Source organism: Cnuibacter physcomitrellae (genome assembly GCF_014640535.1).
Classification (GTDB): domain Bacteria; phylum Actinomycetota; class Actinomycetes; order Actinomycetales; family Microbacteriaceae; genus Cnuibacter; species Cnuibacter physcomitrellae.
In genome coordinates this window covers 57,726-74,234 of record NZ_BMHD01000004.1, presented here as the reverse complement: position 1 = coordinate 74,234, position 16,509 = coordinate 57,726, and the positions used below count along the sequence as shown (strand labels likewise).

The following is a 16,509-nucleotide window of genomic DNA, read 5'->3' as shown; positions in this document are numbered from 1 at the left end:
CGCTGGGCTACCTCAGCCCAGCCGACTACGAACAAGAACACACCACCGCTGCTCTGGCAGCATGAACATCACAAAAGAAGCGTCCGGAGAACCGGGTCAAGCTCCATCGCCTTCCAGTGTGGTGATGAGGCCGTTCAGGGTGGAGATCTGCTGTTGTTTGGTGGCCTCGTCATCGCGGGCAGCTTCGACCTCGGCCCATGTGGGGTAATCGGCGGCAGACGCTGGTTCGGCTGCGGAGATGGTGGCCATCGTGACTGCGAAGACCGCCATGACGGCTACGACTGTGCGTGGACGCGGGTGTGGGCCAGTACGAGAGGCGTAGATGTGCGGCATCAAAGGACTGCTTCCTGTTTGGGGGTGGGGACGCCACGCAGGTGGCGAGGAGGCAGAACACGGATTAGATGCGCAGGACAGCCAATGCCCGGGGGTGCGCCCCGGCTGATCTGTCGACGGGTGGAGACGATCGAATGAGCGGTGGTCGCCTTGGGGACGTGTGGACGGGGCTGTCTGTCCTGCCGCGTCGTCCCCTGCTGGTGAGCAAGGCCGCGCCGCAGAGGACGACCATACCTGCACAAACGAGGGTGAGTTCGTCGCTAACCGCCGGTGATGATAGGGACGGGTTGTCCGGGGCGGCTCGGTCGGACACGCTCACCGGTGCCGGCTCGCTTAGTGATCGATGGTCGGTGCCCGGAGCGTGGATGACGAAGGCGAGTACCGCAGCGATGCCGACGAGGAGCATGACTATGCCTAGGGGGAGCATCCGTTTGGGAGCCTTCGCGGCCATCCTCGCACCTCCTCTGGACTCAATGATTGTAAACATGCTGCTGTACTCTTTAGCTGACTGACACCGTGACGAGAGGATCCTGGTGCCCGCGCCTGGCCAAACCGGATGGAACTCAAACCGCTACGCCCTGATCGCCTTTGGACTGAATGCTTCGTGCTTGCTGGTCCTGTTCGTGAACCTGCTGACAGGGAGCACATGGTGGGAGGCGGCGGTCATCATGGCGGTGGTCTGCCTAGGCCTCGGCGGCGCGGCGGGCTTTCAAGCTCGCCGGCTGCGCATCAAGGAGCGCCATCCTTTGGAGTGAAGGTGGTGCGGCGACGGACCCGGAAACCCAGCACGATGCCTAACGTGAGGAGGGCTGCGATAACCACGGCGCCGACGATCAGCGCGATGGGGAAGGTGGTGTCGTAGGTGTCCCCTGGGATTGCCGTGGATGACGGACTCGGCTCTGGGGCAGGGGTAGCAGTGGACGGGCTGGCCGTTGATGTCGTCGTCTCGCCGGCGGTTGGCGTGGGTATGGGCGACGGCTCGACGGTGTAAGAGAAGGCGTACTGGCCGGAGATAGGGTGGCCGTCAGTGGAGACGGTCTGCCACAGCACCTGATATGTGCCTGCGATCGTTGGCGAGACGGCTTTCGAGAGCACCGTGTCGGTGACGCCCACGCTCCCGGTGGACACATCGGTGCCGGCGGGGTCGAGTACCGCGATCGCGATCGCGCTGTCGAAGCCATCTAGAGGGGCTTCGTTGAAGGTAAGCGTGACGGTCGTCAACGGGGTGGAGACGGTGGAATCTGGCGCCGGGTCGGCGGCAGAGAGCGCGTCATGGGCTTGCGCGGGCGAGACGATCCCCAGGGTCGCGAGGAGAGTAAGTGCGAGGGCGGTAAGGCTGAGACGGAGGTGACGTGTCACAGTTGTCCTTTCTGAGCGGGGTCGTCCGCCCGGTCGTTGAGGCGAGACAAGTAGTCGTTGTAGGCGTCGAGATCGGGATCGCCGTGAAGATCGTGACGCCGGTCGGCGAGTCGGGCACGTCGCGTGTCGTCCCGGTACCACCGGCCAAGGAGGACCAAGAGGATGATCAGGGTGGGTGCCTCTCCATAGGACCAGGCCAGGCCGCCGGCGAAGAGCTGGTCCTCCAGTGGATCCACCCGCCAGCTCACGGGCGGAGCGGCGAAGTACGTGACCAGCGGCACGGTGGCCATCATGAGGATGACCCCGAAGAAGGCGTGGAGCGGCATCTCGATGAAGACGTCGATGAGTCGACCGAGATGACTCTGACGGACAGGCAACGGGTCGGCGGAGATCAACGGGAGGGTGAAGAGGATACCGCTGATTAGAAACAGCAGCTCCAATCCGACGTGGCCGATCCAGGTTTGCAGAAGCGCGGAGGCTGCTCCGGAGAGGTAGAGCCCGTAGAAGGTGAAGAGGAACAGTGGGATCATCAGTGCCGGGTGGAGCAGGACGCGAAAGGCCCGGGACCGTAATCCCCAGAATGCGAACCGGTTTACGGTCATCCCCAGACCACGGTGCGGTGTGGCGCGGAGCAGGAGTGTTCCCGGTGATCCGAGGATGAGCAGCGGGGGCACAGTCATCATGAGGGTGAGCTGCTGGAACATGAACACTGAGAGCATGCCGTAGCCATAGCCTTCCAGGCCAACGCCCATGACCACGATCAGGAGGATGCAGCCACTGACGAAGCTGATCGTGCGCCACACACTCCATCGCTGTCCCCCCACCCACAGCCTGACCGCTCCACTTAGGTAGGCGACGAGCAGCACGACGCCGATGACTGGGATCAGGGGAACAGGTTGCAGATTCGGAGCGAGCAGTTGCGCGAGATCGGGAGGCAGCGTCGGTAGCCACACCGGCCCGGAGGGGCCCGTCACCGCTGCACATTCCGATCGCGATCGCCGAGCTGCCGCAGCATGGCGTTGTAGTCGGCAAGGTCCACGTCACCAGATCGTGTAGCTCTCCGGTCCAGTCGCCGCGCCTCGCGTTCGTCGGCTCGCGACCAGAGTGTGATCATCACGATCACCAGAGCCAGAGTGGGGATCTCGCCCACGCTCCATGCAATCCCGCCGGCCGACCGTTGGTCGGCGAGCGGGTCGAGCGTCCACCCTTCTGCTATCACCCCGTACCAATCGGGGAGTAGCAGATCGTTGGACGACATCAGCGCGAGCCCGAAGAACGCGTGGAATGCCATCACGATGAGCAGGGTCAGTAGCCTCAGCGGATAAGGGAATCGGTAGGGAACCGGGTCGATACCGATTAGGGACAGCGCGAAGAGGTATCCCACGACGAGAAAATGGGCGATCATCCACTGATGCCCCACCGGGTCCCGCACGGCCCAATCAAAAAGGGGGGTGTAGTAGAACGCGACGGTGGAACCCGCGAACAGGACCGCCGCCACCAGCGGATGAGTGAGAACACGTGTGAGGGGGGAGTGGACGAGCGACATGATCCACTCGCGCGCACCTTGACTGTTATCTGTCCGGGGTGGGATCGTACGCATCGCCAAGGTGATGGGGGCGCCTAGGACCAGCAGGATGGGGACCAGCATGCTCAATGCCATGTGCTCGAGCATGTGTGAGGAGAACAGATAGACCCCATACACGCTCGGCGCACCATTGGTGAGGTAGACGAGCACGAGGAGGCCGCTGATCCACGAGACTGTACGGCCAGGATGCCAACGATCCCCGCGCTTGCGGAGCCGCCTCACGCCGACGGCGTACAAGACGATGCCGAAGCCGGCGATCGTCAACCAGATGGGATCGATCGCCCATTGGTCGAGAAAGCGGGCGGGTTCGAGTGGGAGAGGGAGATCTTGTCCGCTTAGCCGCTGAGCCGCGGTCACGGCGAGCTGCTCTGTCACCGGAGGAGCTGTCCTGGCCAGGATGGCTGCGGCTCCCGAGGCGACCCCCATCACTGTGAGCTCTCCCGTTACAAGCAGAGCCAGCAGCCGACGCGGATGTAGCGACGGGACCAGGCGGTTGATGACCCACCGCCGCTGCGCTGCGCCGGCTGCGCCGAGCAGAAGAAGGGCGATGATCTTGACCAGCAGCAGTCGGCCGTAGTCTGTTGTGAAAAGTTGCGATGGTTCCGCGAGTCGTAGTGCCGCTGACACAACGCCGGAGAGAGCGACGACGATAAATCCAATCAGCGCGATGGTGGAGTATCGCTGCAGAAGAGCGGGCCGGTTGACGTCGGTCCGAGTGCTCGCATAGGCCGTGACGGCAAGTCCCCCCACCCAGACAGCGGCGCCGGCCGTGTGCATCCAGAGGGCGGTAGTCGCAGCAGAGTGGCTGCCCGCCCCCGCTGCATGTCCCTGCAGTGCCAGGGGGATCAGTGCGACGAACGACACCGACGCCAAGATTCCCGTGCCGACGGGGGAGCGCACGGCGAATGCCAGCACTGCCAGGCCTGCCGCCATCAGAACAGTTGCCAGCCATGCTTGACCGAGCGCTACTTCGGTGAGGAACTGGCCATAGCTGGCTCCGAGAATGTTCCACCGGACCGGGCCAGCGAGGTCGAAGTACGCGAGCAGCGACGTCCCAAGGGCGGCGAGAGCCCACACGGCGGCGCATCCTGCCGCGATGTCCAGCAATCTCGACGACAGCGCAGTCCGCGCGGGAACGGCGGTCGCGGCAAGGACGAGCGCGCCTATCGTACCTGCGCTGGCGAGGTCTACCACGATCCGCGCCGGGGGCAGCAGGATGTCGATCGCGGGCCCGGCATCAATGAGCAGGGTTCGGGTGCTGTCCAACGTCGCGATAGCGAGCAAGGTACCCAGCGTGACCGCAGTGATGGCGAGAAGTGCGGGAGAGAGCAGGAGGAGCCAGATGCCCCATCGCGCCTTCGGACCGGCATGCTCGGTCATTGAGAGTCGACCTCAGCCCGGCCGCTCGGGGACGGATCGTTGGAGGCGTTGAGCTTGGCGCGCTCTTGTTCCTTGATCTTGGCGTAGACCTTCCGCTCGCGTGAATCAGACTTCAAAATGGCCCGCATCGTGAACCAGAAGATGAGGCCAACGAGGATGGTAGGTGTGACTGAGTAGACGGCGTTGAACCAGTAGTCGTTCATGGACATGACGGTTCCGATCGATCGGCGATGATGCCTGCGGTCGCAGCCGCACGCACGGTGATGAGGCGTCGCCTAAGCGACGAAAGACGCGACGAAACCGGTCGGTCTAGACCTGCAGCACTGTCCCGCGCGGTCCTGCCAGGAGAGCCCCCAGTTGTTGCCTTCCGCCGTCGGCGGCGAGGGCCGATCTGATAGGCGCCGATAGGGGTGTGATGCCATGTTCGGGGAGAACGGCCATGCCGAGCAGCGGAATCACGAGCACGACTCCCGCTGCTCCGACCGTCGCGCATAGAGCTGCGCATGCGAGTTCAGAGTCACTGGACCCGACATCGTGGCTGAGTGACGCGACGGAAAGGTCGGCAATGGCGTCGGCAGACAGTGCGACCGTCGGGCTAGCTGCGTTGGAGATTCTGCTGCCGCCGTCGAGGGCATGACCGAACAGCAGAGCTGCGAGCGACGCGGCGACGACGATGAGAACACCCATCGAGAGGCCAAATGTCGACCAGCGTTGCGACCGCACGCCGGAGATCCTGCCGTTCATATGCACGCAACACTAGCAAGGGCCGCGGGCCCCGACCGTTAGTCGTCCTCCGGCATCAGGTGGTCGGGATCAGGAGCAATAACCACGCTCAGCAAGTCTTCCAACGCATGGGCGAGTCGCTTGTCCGCCAGTTCGTATCGGGCCCGTCGCCCTTCGGGGACCATGACGACGAGACCGCAGCCTCGCAGGCAGGCGAGGTGGTTCGACATCCGCTGGCGTGACACTCCGAGCAGGTCGGAGAGCTCGGCGGGATATCCCGGGCCGCTGGAAAGCTCCACCAGGATCCTTGAACGGATCGGGTCCGACAGTGCGTACCCGAACCGGGAGAGCGCATCTACTGCCACCAAAGTCTCCACATGGGAATGATATCCGTTCTCGACTAGTACATGGTCAGCTTAACTATCAATGTGTACGTGTACTATCTCATATATGACAGGTCATGACCACGGGGGAAACGCTCCGGCGAAGAAGGGTCACCGCAAGAGGATCGCCATCGCCCTGAGCATCACGTCGACGATCTTCATCGCCGAGATTTTCGGTTCAATCATCACCGGGAGCCTGGCGCTTCTCATCGATGCAGCTCACATGCTCACCGACCTTCTCGGACTCACCATGGCGTTGGTCGCGGCGACTCTGGCGAACCGGCCGACCTCAGCAAAACGGACGTGGGGGTTCGCCCGTGCGGAGGTCCTTGCCGCGATGGCCCAAGCGACCGTGTTGCTCGCGGTGGGCCTGTTCGTCTTCGTTGAAGGGATACAGAGGCTTTTCGCTCCGCCAGAGATCGCATCAGGCGAACTGATCATCTTCGGCGCGATCGGGCTGGCGGCGAATATTGCTTCGCTTCTCGTGTTGTCTAGCAGCCGCTCCGCTAACTTCAACCTCCGAGCTGCGTTCTTAGAGGTCATGAACGATGCGCTCGGTTCGGTCGCCGTCATCGTCGGGGCTATCGTCATCATGCTCACGGGTTTCACGCAGGCGGATGCGATCGCAGCCATGCTGATCGGGGCTCTGATCATCCCGCGGACGCTAAAGCTCCTTAAGGAGACCGTGGACGTTCTGCTCGAGTCTGCCCCGGCTGGGCTGAACCTCGATGAGGTTCGCGATCACCTGCTTAAACTTCCGCACGTCGTTGCAGTGCACGATCTGCACGCGAGCGTAGTCGCCAGCAACATGCCTGTCCTCAGCGCTCACGTCGTGGTCGAAGACCAATGCTTCCAAGATGGTCACGCTCCCCGCATACTTGACGACCTTCAGCAATGCGTAGCTCACGACTTCAAGGTCCCCATTGAGCACTCGACGTTCCAGCTCGAACCGGCCGGGCACAACGAACACGAAGAGGTCTTGCACACCTGAGAATTTCTGCCCCAAACCCTTTCGCTCACAAGGAGATTGCGATGAAGTGCCCCATCGATGCTGTTGATCTGGTCATCACGGAGAGGTCAGGCGTCGAGATCGATTACTGCCCTCAGTGCAGGGGGGTCTGGTTGGATCGCGGCGAGCTGGACAAGATCATCGACCGAAGTGCGGTCGCGCCTTCACAAGACAGGAGAGGCTTCGGCTATTCCGACGACCGATCATATGGTGGCCGGAACGACGGACATGGGCATCGGGACGACCGCGGCCGGGGAGGCCATCACGAGGATCGCCGGAATGGTCGCGGACGGCGCGAAGGTTTCCTCGGTAATCTGTTCGATTTCTGATTCGTCGCTCGGTCAGATGGGTGTCGTGAAACCACCGATCCAGCCCTGGAGGCTGTAGATCACGGCGGTCCAAAGCCCGGTCAGCATGAGGATGCCGAGGATGATGAGCATTACGCCGCCGGCGAGATTCACGGGCCTGATCCACCGTCGCGTACGTGCCGCGGCGCGCGTGGCCCAGGTGAACCCCGCCGCTAGGAGAAGGAACGGGATTCCCAGCCCGAGGCAGTAGGCAATCGCAAGGATGGCGCCGCGTCCGGCGGAGGCGCTGTCCATGCTCAGTGCAGAGATAGCCACCAGCGTGGGCCCGAAGCACGGCGTCCAACCCAACCCGAAGACGACGCCCAGGATCGGCGCGCCGACAAGTCCGACAGCAGGCTTCAACCGAGTTCTAACGGTGCGCTGGAGCCCAGGGATGAAGCCCATGAAGACAAGTCCCATGATGATGACTACGGCTCCGAGTATGCGGATGAGGACGGCTTGCCACTGGATGAGCCAGGCACCCGCGGCGCCGAACAAGGCGCCGTACGTGATGAAGACTGCCGCGAACCCCAGAACGAACAACGCGACACCCACGAGCGTGCGGCTGCGGCGCCCGGCCGCTCCAGCCGACCCGCCCACGAGTCCTATATAGCCGGGAACAAGAGGCAGAACGCACGGAGAGACGAAGGACACCAGGCCTGCCAATACGGCCAGAGGGACCGCAACAAGGAGCTGCCCGTCGAACACGAGCTGAGGGATCACCGAGTTTCCTCCAGCACTCGGTCGATCAGCGCTTCAAGGGTCGACACGTCGAGGATCCTGCCCAGTATCCGGGCAGCGACCCTCCCCCGGGTGTCAAGGACGAGCGTGGTGGGCACGGCGTTGGGGGCGACCTGGCCGGCGAAGGCCAGTTGTGCCGAGGCATCGGTATCGATAACGGAGGGGTACGACACACCGAATGTGTTCGCGAACTCGCGGGCCGTCGCCTGCTGATCTCGGACGTTCACACCGATGAACTGCACACCCTCGTCCCGGTATGCCTGGTAGGTCGCCTCCAGGTCTGGCGCCTCGTATCGGCACGGTGCGCAGGCGGCGTACCAGAAGTTCACGACAAGCACGTTTCCGAGATACGTTGCGGAGTCAATCGCGGAGCCGTCGTCGGTCGAACCCCCGAACACGATCGGTTCGCTTCGCTGCTCCTGTGGGATCTCTAAGACTGAACCGTCGCCGGCAATGTACCCCTTCTGATCGCCGCTGCGGTACTGATCGCTGAGAGAGTCGGTCGTGCAGGCGGAGAGGACGAGGATGGCGGCCGTTATGCCCGTAACGACCGCCATCCGGCTACCGGCCGAGCGCCGCATCGATCTGCGCACGGAAGTCATCCAAACTTTCGATCGACATCATGGTCCCGTTGAGGAAGAAGGTGGGAGTGCCCTTGACTCCCAACGCAGTGCCGGCGTCGAAATCCTGCTGCACCCGAGCCTGGGTGGCAGGGTCTGCGACAGCCGCGTCATACGCAGCCATATCCAGGCCGAGGTTCTCGGCGTAACCCCGGAAAACCGTAGCCTGCGAGTCCTGCCGTTCACCCCATGCCTTCTGGTTCTGGAACATCTTCTGATACATCTGCTCGAACATGCCCTGCTGAGCGGCCGCCTCCACGGCAATTGCGGCAGTCATCGAGTTCTGGTGCGAAGGAATCGGGAAATACCGTGTGACCACCGTGATCTGGCCGGCGTACTCTTCGCGGATCTGCTCCACGTACGGGTAGAAGGCGCCACACACCTCGCATTCGAAGTCGAGGAACTCGACTAGGACAGGCGCGCCATCGGGGCCGGTGTCAAGAACCCTGCTGTCATCTCTGACCAGAGGGGTAGCCGCAGAGGTCGCCGCCACGGTCTTGTCGTCGATGCTGTTGCCCACACTCACGAAGATGATCGTCAGCACCGATGCGATTGCCGCGAAGACTGCGACAAGCGCAATGATCTTGGCTCGCGGGGATAGACCCCGCCTGGAAGGTGCGGACCGTGGGGGTCTCTGTGTGCTCACGACCGAGTTCCTCAATTCCGGGTTGCGATGAAGGCGTACGGATCCACCGGCGTGTCGCCGATATGGACTTCGAGATGTGTATGAGCTCCAGTAGAGACGCCGGTGTTGCCGACAGATCCGATCTGCTGCCCCACGACCACCGCCTGACCTTCTTGCACCAGAGGGGAGCCGCTGAGCATGTGTCCATACCAGCTGCTGACCTGTTGGCCGTCGATGACATGGTCGATCACGACATAGACGCCAAGACCACCTTGATCCGTCTCCTGGACCAGCCGTACGACGCCGTCGGCGATCGCGCTGATGGGTGAGCCCTCACCGGGGGTGAAGTCGACGCCCTTGTGGTTTGTGCTTCCGATGCCACCTGGCGACTCGCGCGGACCAAATCCGTCGCTAATGGGCACGCCGACGGGGAAAGGCCACTGAACGGCGCTCGTCGGGTTGTTGCTGAACGTGGACGCGGTCCGACGAATAGCCGCCGCCACCGGTCGGTTGACGGGCTCGGCGACGCTGTATCCGTCGCGCGTCACCTGCCCCGCCTGTGCGGCGCTCATCGCAAATTCTTGGGGCGCAGCCGACGCCGCGAATGACGACAACTGCTCCGGGCCCGAGGGAGTGAGTCCCACTGCCGACAGAGACGTCACGCCGACCATGGCGGCAGCGATCGATAATGCCAAGCCGCTCCGCCAACCCCGCCTTCGCGCTTTCTCCCGCGGACGCGTCGGCTCATGCGGTTCGCGCTGAGCTCGTATGGCCGAGCGCGCCTGCACGGTCGATAACGACGACACGGACCTGGTGGGAACGGCCACGACCCGGGGCGGTTCCTCCTCCGCGGCCGACTCGTGACGTGGCGCGATCACCGCAGCGATCTCGGCCGCGCTCTCGATGAGGACGATCGCCCTTTCTACGTTGACTGAGGGCGTCACGGAAAGGGGGTCTGCCGGCTCGAGATCCGTGCTTTGGGCAGCTGACTCAGACAGAGGCAGGGGGGGCGGCGCGATCGCGTCCAATAGCGCCCGCTCGAGCGCGAGAGACTCCCGCCGTGTCAACGGTGGGCTCTGAACGCGTAGCGCTCGGCGACCCGAGGGGCGTTCCTGGATTGCTACCTGGCGCTGGCGAAGTTGCCGGCGGGTAATGGGGTGAGGGGTGTCAGGATTGTTCAATACGGTCTCACAACTAGTCCCGGAGGGGGCGTCGCCGAAATCGCTGATGCAGCGTGTTCGGCCGGACACGGAACAGAAGTGCCACGTCGGGGGCTCTTCTGGGGCGCGTCTATCTCCGGATCGTCGAGAGGTGGTAGAGGAGGGGCGAGGCGACACGCCGGGATGGAGCGGGGTCCCTGCGGTGAGGCCCGCGCAGGTGCGTCGGCTGCGTGGGGGACGACGGGCGGCGAGCACGAAGCAGACGAACCGCTAGTAGGGCGAGCCCGCACAGGAGCGCAAGTGCGCCGCATCCGACCAGGGCGGTGCTGATCACCGCCGCGTCCTCAACGGAGGTGAGCGAGGTCGTGACGTCCTCGTGTGCGGATACTGGGGAGGACGTCGCCTGGGTGTCTGCCGGGAGGGGAGCGGTCTCGGCGAGATGGGTGCTCGACGCGGCGAAGGTGAGGGAAGCGGTTATCCCCAGAACGAGAAGTATGATGCGAAGCCAGCGAACGACGACTAACTCATCGGCCTGCCACGCGTACATCAATCCTCCTCTCAGCCCTAGTTCAACGGCCACACTATACAAGGGCGGCTGAACAATCCATCAGACCAAGTGCATTCTCATTCGCCTTCGGTCTGGTCTGCTGTGTTCGGTGATGTGGGCTCAAGCGACGGTCTCTTGTGAAAGGCAGCCAGTAGGCCGAGCACGACCCCCGCTCCCACCAGAACATCCGCGAGATTGCCGATGAAGGCGTCGCCATAGGCCAGGAAGTCCGTCACCTTACCGTTGCCCCAACCGGGATCCGTCGCGAAGCGGTCGATAATGTTGCCGATCGCCCCGCCGAGGATCAAACCGAGAGCGGTCGCCATGACTAGTGAACGCGTACGAAGAATGGCCACGAGCAGGGCGGCAGACGCGACCAGGGCGAAACCTGTGATGAGTGGCGTCAGTCCAGCGCCGAGCGAGAAGGACATTCCGGAATTGAATGCCAACTGCAAGCCCAGAACGTCGCCGATCAACGGAACGCGTGAGCTCTCAGAAAGCGCCGCCCCTGCCCACAGCTTGGTCAGCTGGTCGCTGACGATCGCGGTCGCGGCGACCGCGAGGGCAAGGACAATCTGAGATGCGCGAAGCCGGCGCGCAGTGGGCATCTCTGCTCCCTTCCCAAGACTGATCTCCGAAATAGTACAGATTGCCCTTGATAGTCTCCATGGCATTCCCCGGACAGAAGCGAGCCGAATGACCCGCACACTCCTCAGCTGGACCACTCTCCTCCCACTCGTGGCGCTCCTGGCCTTGGTGCTTACCTGGGGTCGAGAGCTTCCACTTGTACTGTCGTTGGGGACCGGGGTGCTCCTGATCGGGGCTGTCCTTGCCGCGGTGCACCATGCCGAGGTGATTGCGCACAAGGTGGGGGAGCCCTTCGGGTCGCTCATTCTGGCGGTCGCTGTGACTGTGATCGAGGTGGCGTTGATCATCACATTGATGACCAGCGGCAAGGCCGGGACGGAGACACTGGCGCGAGACACCGCGTTCGCCGCGGTGATGATCACATGCAACGGGATCGTTGGTTTAGCGCTACTGCTAGGGGGAACGCGGCACCGCCTGGTCCGGTTTAACCCCGAAGGGGCAGGTGCTGCTCTGGCGGTCGTTGCGACCCTGACCACCCTGACTCTGGTGCTTCCCGCGTTCACCCGGAGCGCGGCTGGAGGGCTCTTCAGCGGTGCCCAGTTGGCGTTCATTGCCGTGGTGTCGCTTGTGCTCTACGCCGTGTTCGTTCAGACGCAGACTAATCGTCATCGCGATTTCTTCCTGCCGGTCGACGCTACCGGGCGCAAGATCGACGAGTCGCATGCGACGCCCCCATCCACCCGCCAGGCCCTGATCAGTCTTGTGCTACTTCTTGCCGCGCTGGTCTCGGTCGTGGGACTCGCGAAGGGCGTCTCGCCGGTGATCGAGGAGGGTGTCAAGGCTGCTGGCATCCCGAGCTCGTTCGTCGGTGTCGTCATCGCCCTCCTCGTGTTGCTTCCGGAGGGCCTCGCCGCATCGCGAGCTGCCCTCCGCAATCGGGTGCAGGTCAGCCTCAACCTTGGCCTCGGTTCTGCTATGGCGACTATCGGGCTTACCATCCCGTCGCTTGCCGTGGCCTCCATCTGGCTGCCGACGCCCCTCAATCTCGGGCTGGGCCCGGTGCAGATCACCCTCTTCGCGCTGACCATCGTCGTCGGGGCGCTCACCGTTGTGCCCGGCCGCGCGACCAGGTTGCAAGGCATTACCCATTTGGTCCTTCTCGCGGCGTTCATCTTTCTGTCCATCAACCCATGACCGTGGTCGTTCAGACCCACGACTATCGGGTGTTGCCCGCTCGCCCCCTCAAGCTATGGGACTTCCTCGCGGCCTCGCGTGGGTGGTCGTGGTCCGGAGGATAACTGGCCAGACGCGGTCCGACATGCGCATAGCACCCGGGGTAGGAGTACGTCCGCGGTCGAATCCATAAACTATACAGCTCACGCTGAACAATATAGTTTACCGTGAATCCGTGACCACCAGATGGAGCGCACCGGCTCTGATAGCCCGTTTACGGTTACTCCACGCTCTCGACGCTGCTCCGAAGGACAGCACCGCGGCGTCGATCAGGCTCCAGTTGCACAGTATCTCTGCCGGGGTCGACCAGGGCGGTAGAGCGCCGGAAGAGGCGGAGCGGCTGTTCAATGACTTGTCGGACCACCTCGAATCGCGGAGAAGGAAATGATGTTCTCGGGCGGCGGCATGACCGTTACCAGTCGTTTGGGGGGTGTGCTCGCGTGAGTGCCCTGCCTCGAGAATGTCGACCCGGCAGGGTCCTCTCTGGAGTGACCGCCGCCATCCTGGTGGCGGGTCTGCTCACCGCATGCTCGTCAGTCGGTGACTTCGCCACGCAGCAGGCATCTGACACGGCGTGCGCTGCGATCACCCCGGTCGTTGATCAAGTCACCGCGGACGTCCAGGCTGCGGTCGCGCAGATCTCCGTAGATCCCGCGGCTGCAATCGACACGCTGCAGACAGCGAATGTGCTTCTGGCGACGCTGCCCGGGCAATCTGAGGCTGTTGATTCCGCAAGCACCACGATCGAGGCTTTGATTTCGCAGGCGCAATCGGTGCAGCGGGGCCAACGGCTCGATCAACGTCAAGTTGACGAGCTCAGCGCGCAACTCGCTCAGGCATTGGCTGACGCGGCCGGCGTGTGCTGACGAGTCTGCCTCCGAACCCTCGTGCAGCTTCAGCTTCCCAGCCGTCGCAGCCCCTGAGCGGATCCTGGAGTCACCGCGGCGGGGTCCCGGGGCGCGCTGGCGCCGGAACCGCACTGGCCGTATCCGCCGATGGTCGAAGCTGATCCCGTGATCAACCGTAGCGCGGGCGGCGTTATGCCCGACTCAGGTCCCACCTCGGCGGGTTCGTGGGGACATGATCTGATCTATTCCTCGGGGTCTTTGCAACCGCAGTACGTGTTGCCCTTCCTCAGCATCGCAATCCTGGCCGTGGGTATGGTGACCATCGCTCACTCTCCCGCTCTCACGGACGGACAGAAAAGTGCGTGGCTGATCTGTAATGTGCTTCTTCCCCTGGCTGGCTCACTGGCCTGGATCATCGTCCTGCTGATCCACTAACGTCCCGTCTGGCAGACCCGACGTCGCGAATGCTGCCGCTTGCGCTCGCGGACCGGTTCGTCAACGACCGAACTACCTCACGCCGAGGTGGCTCGGAGTGTCTGCGTCTGGTCGCTGAGGATCGGGAGGACGGCACGACCTCGCGCCGCCCGGATGCCATTGAGGATAACGATGACCTCCGCGATCTCGTGGACGATCACCACGCCGGCGAGCCCTAGGACACCGAACAGTGCGAGAGGAAACAGCACAATGATGATGCCCAGCGCGAGCAATATATTGCTGGTCATGATCCGGCGGCCGCGGCGAGCCTGAAGAAGAGCCTGCGGAATGAGCCTGAGATCTATGCCGGTGAATGCGACGTCGGCCGACTCTACTGCGGCCGCAGACCCGGCGGCACCCATGGAGATGCCGACGTCGGCTGCGGCAAGAGCGGGGGCGTCATTGATGCCGTCGCCGATCATTGCGGTGCGTCGGACCTTGCGAAGCCCTTCTACCGCCGCAGCTTTGTCTGAGGGCAGCTGCTCGGCGCGATAGTCGGTGATGCCCACCTTTGAGGCCAACGTCTTCGCCGTGAGCGTGTTATCACCGGTGAGCATGACCGCGGTAATACCCAGCTCTCGAAGCTGTGCAATCGCTGCAGCGGCTTCCGGTTTGAGTTCGTCGCGAACGCCGATGAGTCCCGCCGCCTTACCGTCGATCTCGACGACGACGACTGTCATGCCTTCTGCCTCCATTGCTTCTCGACGCGACCCAAGAGTGCCGGGGGTGATCCAGCGCGGGCTCCCCACGCGCACCACTGAGCCGTCCATCCGACCGGAGACACCTTGACCGGGGAACTCGACCACGTCCGCCGCGGTCGGAGGGTGCGGCATCTCGCTGAGGATCGCCGCGGCTAGAGGGTGCGTGCTGTGCGCCTCAAGGGCAGCCGCGACATCTACGACACGGCCACGATCGACCGTGGTGGCGGTGACGACAGCGACGACTGTGGGCCGGTTCCGGGTGAGCGTTCCGGTCTTGTCGAACGCAACGAGTTGCACTGTGCCGAGCTGTTCGAATGCCTCACCTGACTTGATGACGACACCGAAACGACTTGCCGCGCCGATGGCCGAGATCACGGTGACTGGTACCGCGATCGCCAGAGCGCACGGGGATGCTGCGACAAGTACCACCAGGGCTCTTTCGATCCACGTAGCCGGGTCGCCGACGAGCAGACCAAACAGCGCCACCAGGGCGGCGACGATCAGGACGGTGGGAACCAGCGGTCGGGCGATGCGATCAGCCAGTCTGGCCCGTTCGCCCTTTCGCTCCTGCGCCTGCTCGACGAGACGTACGATCGTGGTCAGCGAGTTGTCGCTGCCGTTGGCGGTCGCCTCGATCTGCAGACTTCCCGTGCCATTGATTGCGCCAGCCGGTACCGCATCACCCGGCCCCACCTCGACCGGTATTGACTCACCCGTGATCGCGGACGCATCGATGCTGCTTCGCCCGGATGTGACCACGCCGTCGGTGGCCACGCGCTCGCCAGCCTTCACCATCAGGATGTCGAGCTCTTGGATCTGTGACGCCGGCACCTCTACGGGCCCCGACAGTCGCGAAATGGTCGCCTTGTCCGGGATCAGAGACAGCAGAGCGCGTAAGCCGTCGCGGGCACGATCCATCGCTCGATCCTCCAGCGCCTCGGCAATGGAGAATAGGAAGGCCAACGCGGCGGCCTCGCCGACACGACCCAGCAGAACCGCACCGACGGCAGCGATCGTCATCAGTAGCCCCACACCCAGACGGCGTCGAAGCAGCCGGCGAATCGTCCCGGGGACGAACGTCGACCCGCCTGCGATCAAGCTGGCCGCGAGGACGATCGTTCCTGCTATCTCCGATCCGATCCACTCGAGCGTGTAACCGACCGCCAGAAGAAGGCCGGCGAGGATTGGCACAAGCAGATGCCGATCCTTCCACCACGTCGTTCGATCCTCGGCCTCATCGTGACCGTCGTGGTGGTGCACCGGCTCATCGCTGTCATGGACAACCTGTGAGCACTCGTCGCGGTGAGCTGCCCGAGGCGCAATCGTCGCCGGTGATTCGACCCTCAGCGCACGCCGGTCATCCCTTGACTGCGAGAGGGGCTCGTCGGCGCCGCAGCACTCTTTGCTCATGACGCTGCTCCTTCGCCGCAGCAGAGCGGCAGGTCGCAGTTGTCGTCGACACAACCGCCGCCGTCGTCTACGGCGAGCACCACATCGACCAGTCCGAGCAGCGCGCGCGTGAGATGCGGGTCAGCGATCTCATACCGCGTCTGGCGCCCCTCTGGGCAGGCCACGACAATTCCACATCCGCGAAGGCACGTTAGGTGGTTCGAGACGTTGGGGCGCGTTAATCCAAGGTCGCGTGCCATGACACCGGGATACCCGGGCCCCTTGAGCAAGCTCAACAGGATACGTGAGCGCGTCGGATCTGCCATGGCGCGCCCCAACCTGCTGAGGACGTCGAGAGGTGGTGCAATGGTCAGCATGGACTGACCATACAGGTTTCCCTGTACTTATGCGACTTGAATTGCACTGACCGTGTCCAATCACCGTCGTGTTCCTCTTGACCCATG

General features: G+C 63.5%; 19 protein-coding genes. 5 read left to right on the top strand and 14 right to left on the bottom strand.

Annotation, left to right across the window (positions count from 1 at the left end):
* Nucleotides 1-96: 96 nt before the first annotated feature.
* Nucleotides 97-270, bottom strand: coding sequence for a hypothetical protein (locus IEX69_RS20700; RefSeq protein WP_157127536.1), 174 nt, complete (start codon nt 268-270; stop codon nt 97-99).
* 596 nt (nt 271-866) lie between these two features.
* Between IEX69_RS20700 and IEX69_RS20695 the strand changes: the two genes are divergently transcribed.
* Entirely contained in the window at nt 867-1,088 is a 222-nt protein-coding gene (locus IEX69_RS20695; RefSeq protein ID WP_157127535.1) for a hypothetical protein, read from the top strand.
* Here IEX69_RS20695 and IEX69_RS20690 read toward each other — a convergent pair.
* From IEX69_RS20690 to IEX69_RS20665, 6 genes are all read right to left on the bottom strand, one after another.
* Nucleotides 1,063-1,692, bottom strand: a complete 630-nt coding sequence (locus IEX69_RS20690; protein ID WP_085021888.1) for a copper resistance CopC family protein — start codon at nt 1,690-1,692, stop codon at nt 1,063-1,065. The genes IEX69_RS20695 and IEX69_RS20690 overlap by 26 nt on opposite strands.
* The gene (locus IEX69_RS20685; RefSeq protein WP_229756518.1) at nt 1,689-2,666 is read right to left on the bottom strand and encodes a cytochrome c oxidase assembly protein; all 978 of its coding nucleotides are present in this window, start codon (nt 2,664-2,666) and stop codon (nt 1,689-1,691) included. Before IEX69_RS20685 ends, IEX69_RS20690 begins: the two co-directional genes overlap by 4 nt.
* Complete coding sequence (locus IEX69_RS20680; protein WP_085021887.1) at nt 2,663-4,657, bottom strand: bifunctional copper resistance protein CopD/cytochrome c oxidase assembly protein; 1,995 nt, start codon at nt 4,655-4,657, stop codon at nt 2,663-2,665. The genes IEX69_RS20685 and IEX69_RS20680 overlap by 4 nt, the downstream gene beginning before the upstream one ends.
* Nucleotides 4,654-4,860, bottom strand: coding sequence for a hypothetical protein (locus IEX69_RS20675; RefSeq protein ID WP_085021933.1), 207 nt, complete (start codon nt 4,858-4,860; stop codon nt 4,654-4,656). The genes IEX69_RS20680 and IEX69_RS20675 overlap by 4 nt, the downstream gene beginning before the upstream one ends.
* A gap of 106 nt (nt 4,861-4,966) precedes the next feature.
* The gene (locus tag IEX69_RS20670; RefSeq protein ID WP_157127533.1) at nt 4,967-5,401 is read right to left on the bottom strand and encodes a hypothetical protein; all 435 of its coding nucleotides are present in this window, start codon (nt 5,399-5,401) and stop codon (nt 4,967-4,969) included.
* A gap of 38 nt (nt 5,402-5,439) precedes the next feature.
* On the bottom strand, nt 5,440-5,757 hold the full coding sequence (locus IEX69_RS20665; RefSeq protein ID WP_085021886.1) for an ArsR/SmtB family transcription factor: 318 nt from the start codon (nt 5,755-5,757) through the stop codon (nt 5,440-5,442).
* 73 nt (nt 5,758-5,830) lie between these two features.
* On the opposite strand from IEX69_RS20665, the gene IEX69_RS20660 reads away from it, so the two are divergent.
* Together IEX69_RS20660 and IEX69_RS20655 are read left to right on the top strand one after the other, a co-directional pair.
* Nucleotides 5,831-6,754 carry a cation diffusion facilitator family transporter gene (locus tag IEX69_RS20660; RefSeq protein ID WP_085021885.1) on the top strand — a complete coding sequence of 308 codons (924 nt, stop codon included), beginning with the start codon at nt 5,831-5,833 and terminating at the stop codon, nt 6,752-6,754.
* 41 nt (nt 6,755-6,795) lie between these two features.
* The gene (locus tag IEX69_RS20655; protein ID WP_085021884.1) at nt 6,796-7,101 is read left to right on the top strand and encodes a TFIIB-type zinc ribbon-containing protein; all 306 of its coding nucleotides are present in this window, start codon (nt 6,796-6,798) and stop codon (nt 7,099-7,101) included.
* Nucleotides 7,102-7,113: 12 nt separating this feature from the next.
* On the opposite strand, the gene IEX69_RS20650 is transcribed toward IEX69_RS20655, so the two are convergent.
* From IEX69_RS20650 to IEX69_RS20630, 5 genes are all read right to left on the bottom strand, one after another.
* Entirely contained in the window at nt 7,114-7,842 is a 729-nt protein-coding gene (locus IEX69_RS20650; protein WP_157127532.1) for a cytochrome c biogenesis CcdA family protein, read from the bottom strand.
* Entirely contained in the window at nt 7,839-8,417 is a 579-nt protein-coding gene (locus IEX69_RS20645) for a TlpA family protein disulfide reductase (protein WP_229756517.1), read from the bottom strand. Before IEX69_RS20645 ends, IEX69_RS20650 begins: the two co-directional genes overlap by 4 nt.
* 4 nt (nt 8,418-8,421) lie before the next feature.
* Nucleotides 8,422-9,024 (bottom strand): DsbA family protein, encoded by a 603-nt coding sequence (locus IEX69_RS20640; RefSeq protein WP_229756516.1) that lies wholly within the window; start codon nt 9,022-9,024, stop codon nt 8,422-8,424.
* A 113-nt stretch (nt 9,025-9,137) separates the two neighbouring features.
* Complete coding sequence (locus IEX69_RS20635; protein WP_229756515.1) at nt 9,138-9,677, bottom strand: M23 family metallopeptidase; 540 nt, start codon at nt 9,675-9,677, stop codon at nt 9,138-9,140.
* Nucleotides 9,678-10,889: 1,212 nt separating this feature from the next.
* The gene (locus IEX69_RS20630) at nt 10,890-11,420 is read right to left on the bottom strand and encodes a signal peptidase II (protein ID WP_085021880.1); all 531 of its coding nucleotides are present in this window, start codon (nt 11,418-11,420) and stop codon (nt 10,890-10,892) included.
* An 88-nt stretch (nt 11,421-11,508) separates the two neighbouring features.
* On the opposite strand from IEX69_RS20630, the gene IEX69_RS20625 reads away from it, so the two are divergent.
* Nucleotides 11,509-12,594, top strand: a complete 1,086-nt coding sequence (locus IEX69_RS20625; RefSeq protein WP_085021879.1) for a calcium:cation antiporter — start codon at nt 11,509-11,511, stop codon at nt 12,592-12,594.
* 527 nt (nt 12,595-13,121) lie between these two features.
* Nucleotides 13,122-13,499 (top strand): hypothetical protein, encoded by a 378-nt coding sequence (locus IEX69_RS20620; RefSeq protein ID WP_085021878.1) that lies wholly within the window; start codon nt 13,122-13,124, stop codon nt 13,497-13,499.
* 494 nt (nt 13,500-13,993) lie between these two features.
* Here IEX69_RS20620 and IEX69_RS20615 read toward each other — a convergent pair whose 3' ends face one another.
* Together IEX69_RS20615 and cmtR are read right to left on the bottom strand one after the other, a co-directional pair.
* Entirely contained in the window at nt 13,994-16,066 is a 2,073-nt protein-coding gene (locus IEX69_RS20615) for a heavy metal translocating P-type ATPase (protein WP_085021877.1), read from the bottom strand.
* Nucleotides 16,063-16,422: a Cd(II)/Pb(II)-sensing metalloregulatory transcriptional regulator CmtR gene (gene cmtR, locus IEX69_RS20610; protein WP_085021876.1), complete on the bottom strand. Its 360-nt coding sequence runs from the start codon at nt 16,420-16,422 to the stop codon at nt 16,063-16,065. Before cmtR ends, IEX69_RS20615 begins: the two co-directional genes overlap by 4 nt.
* Nucleotides 16,423-16,509: the final 87 nt, after the last annotated feature.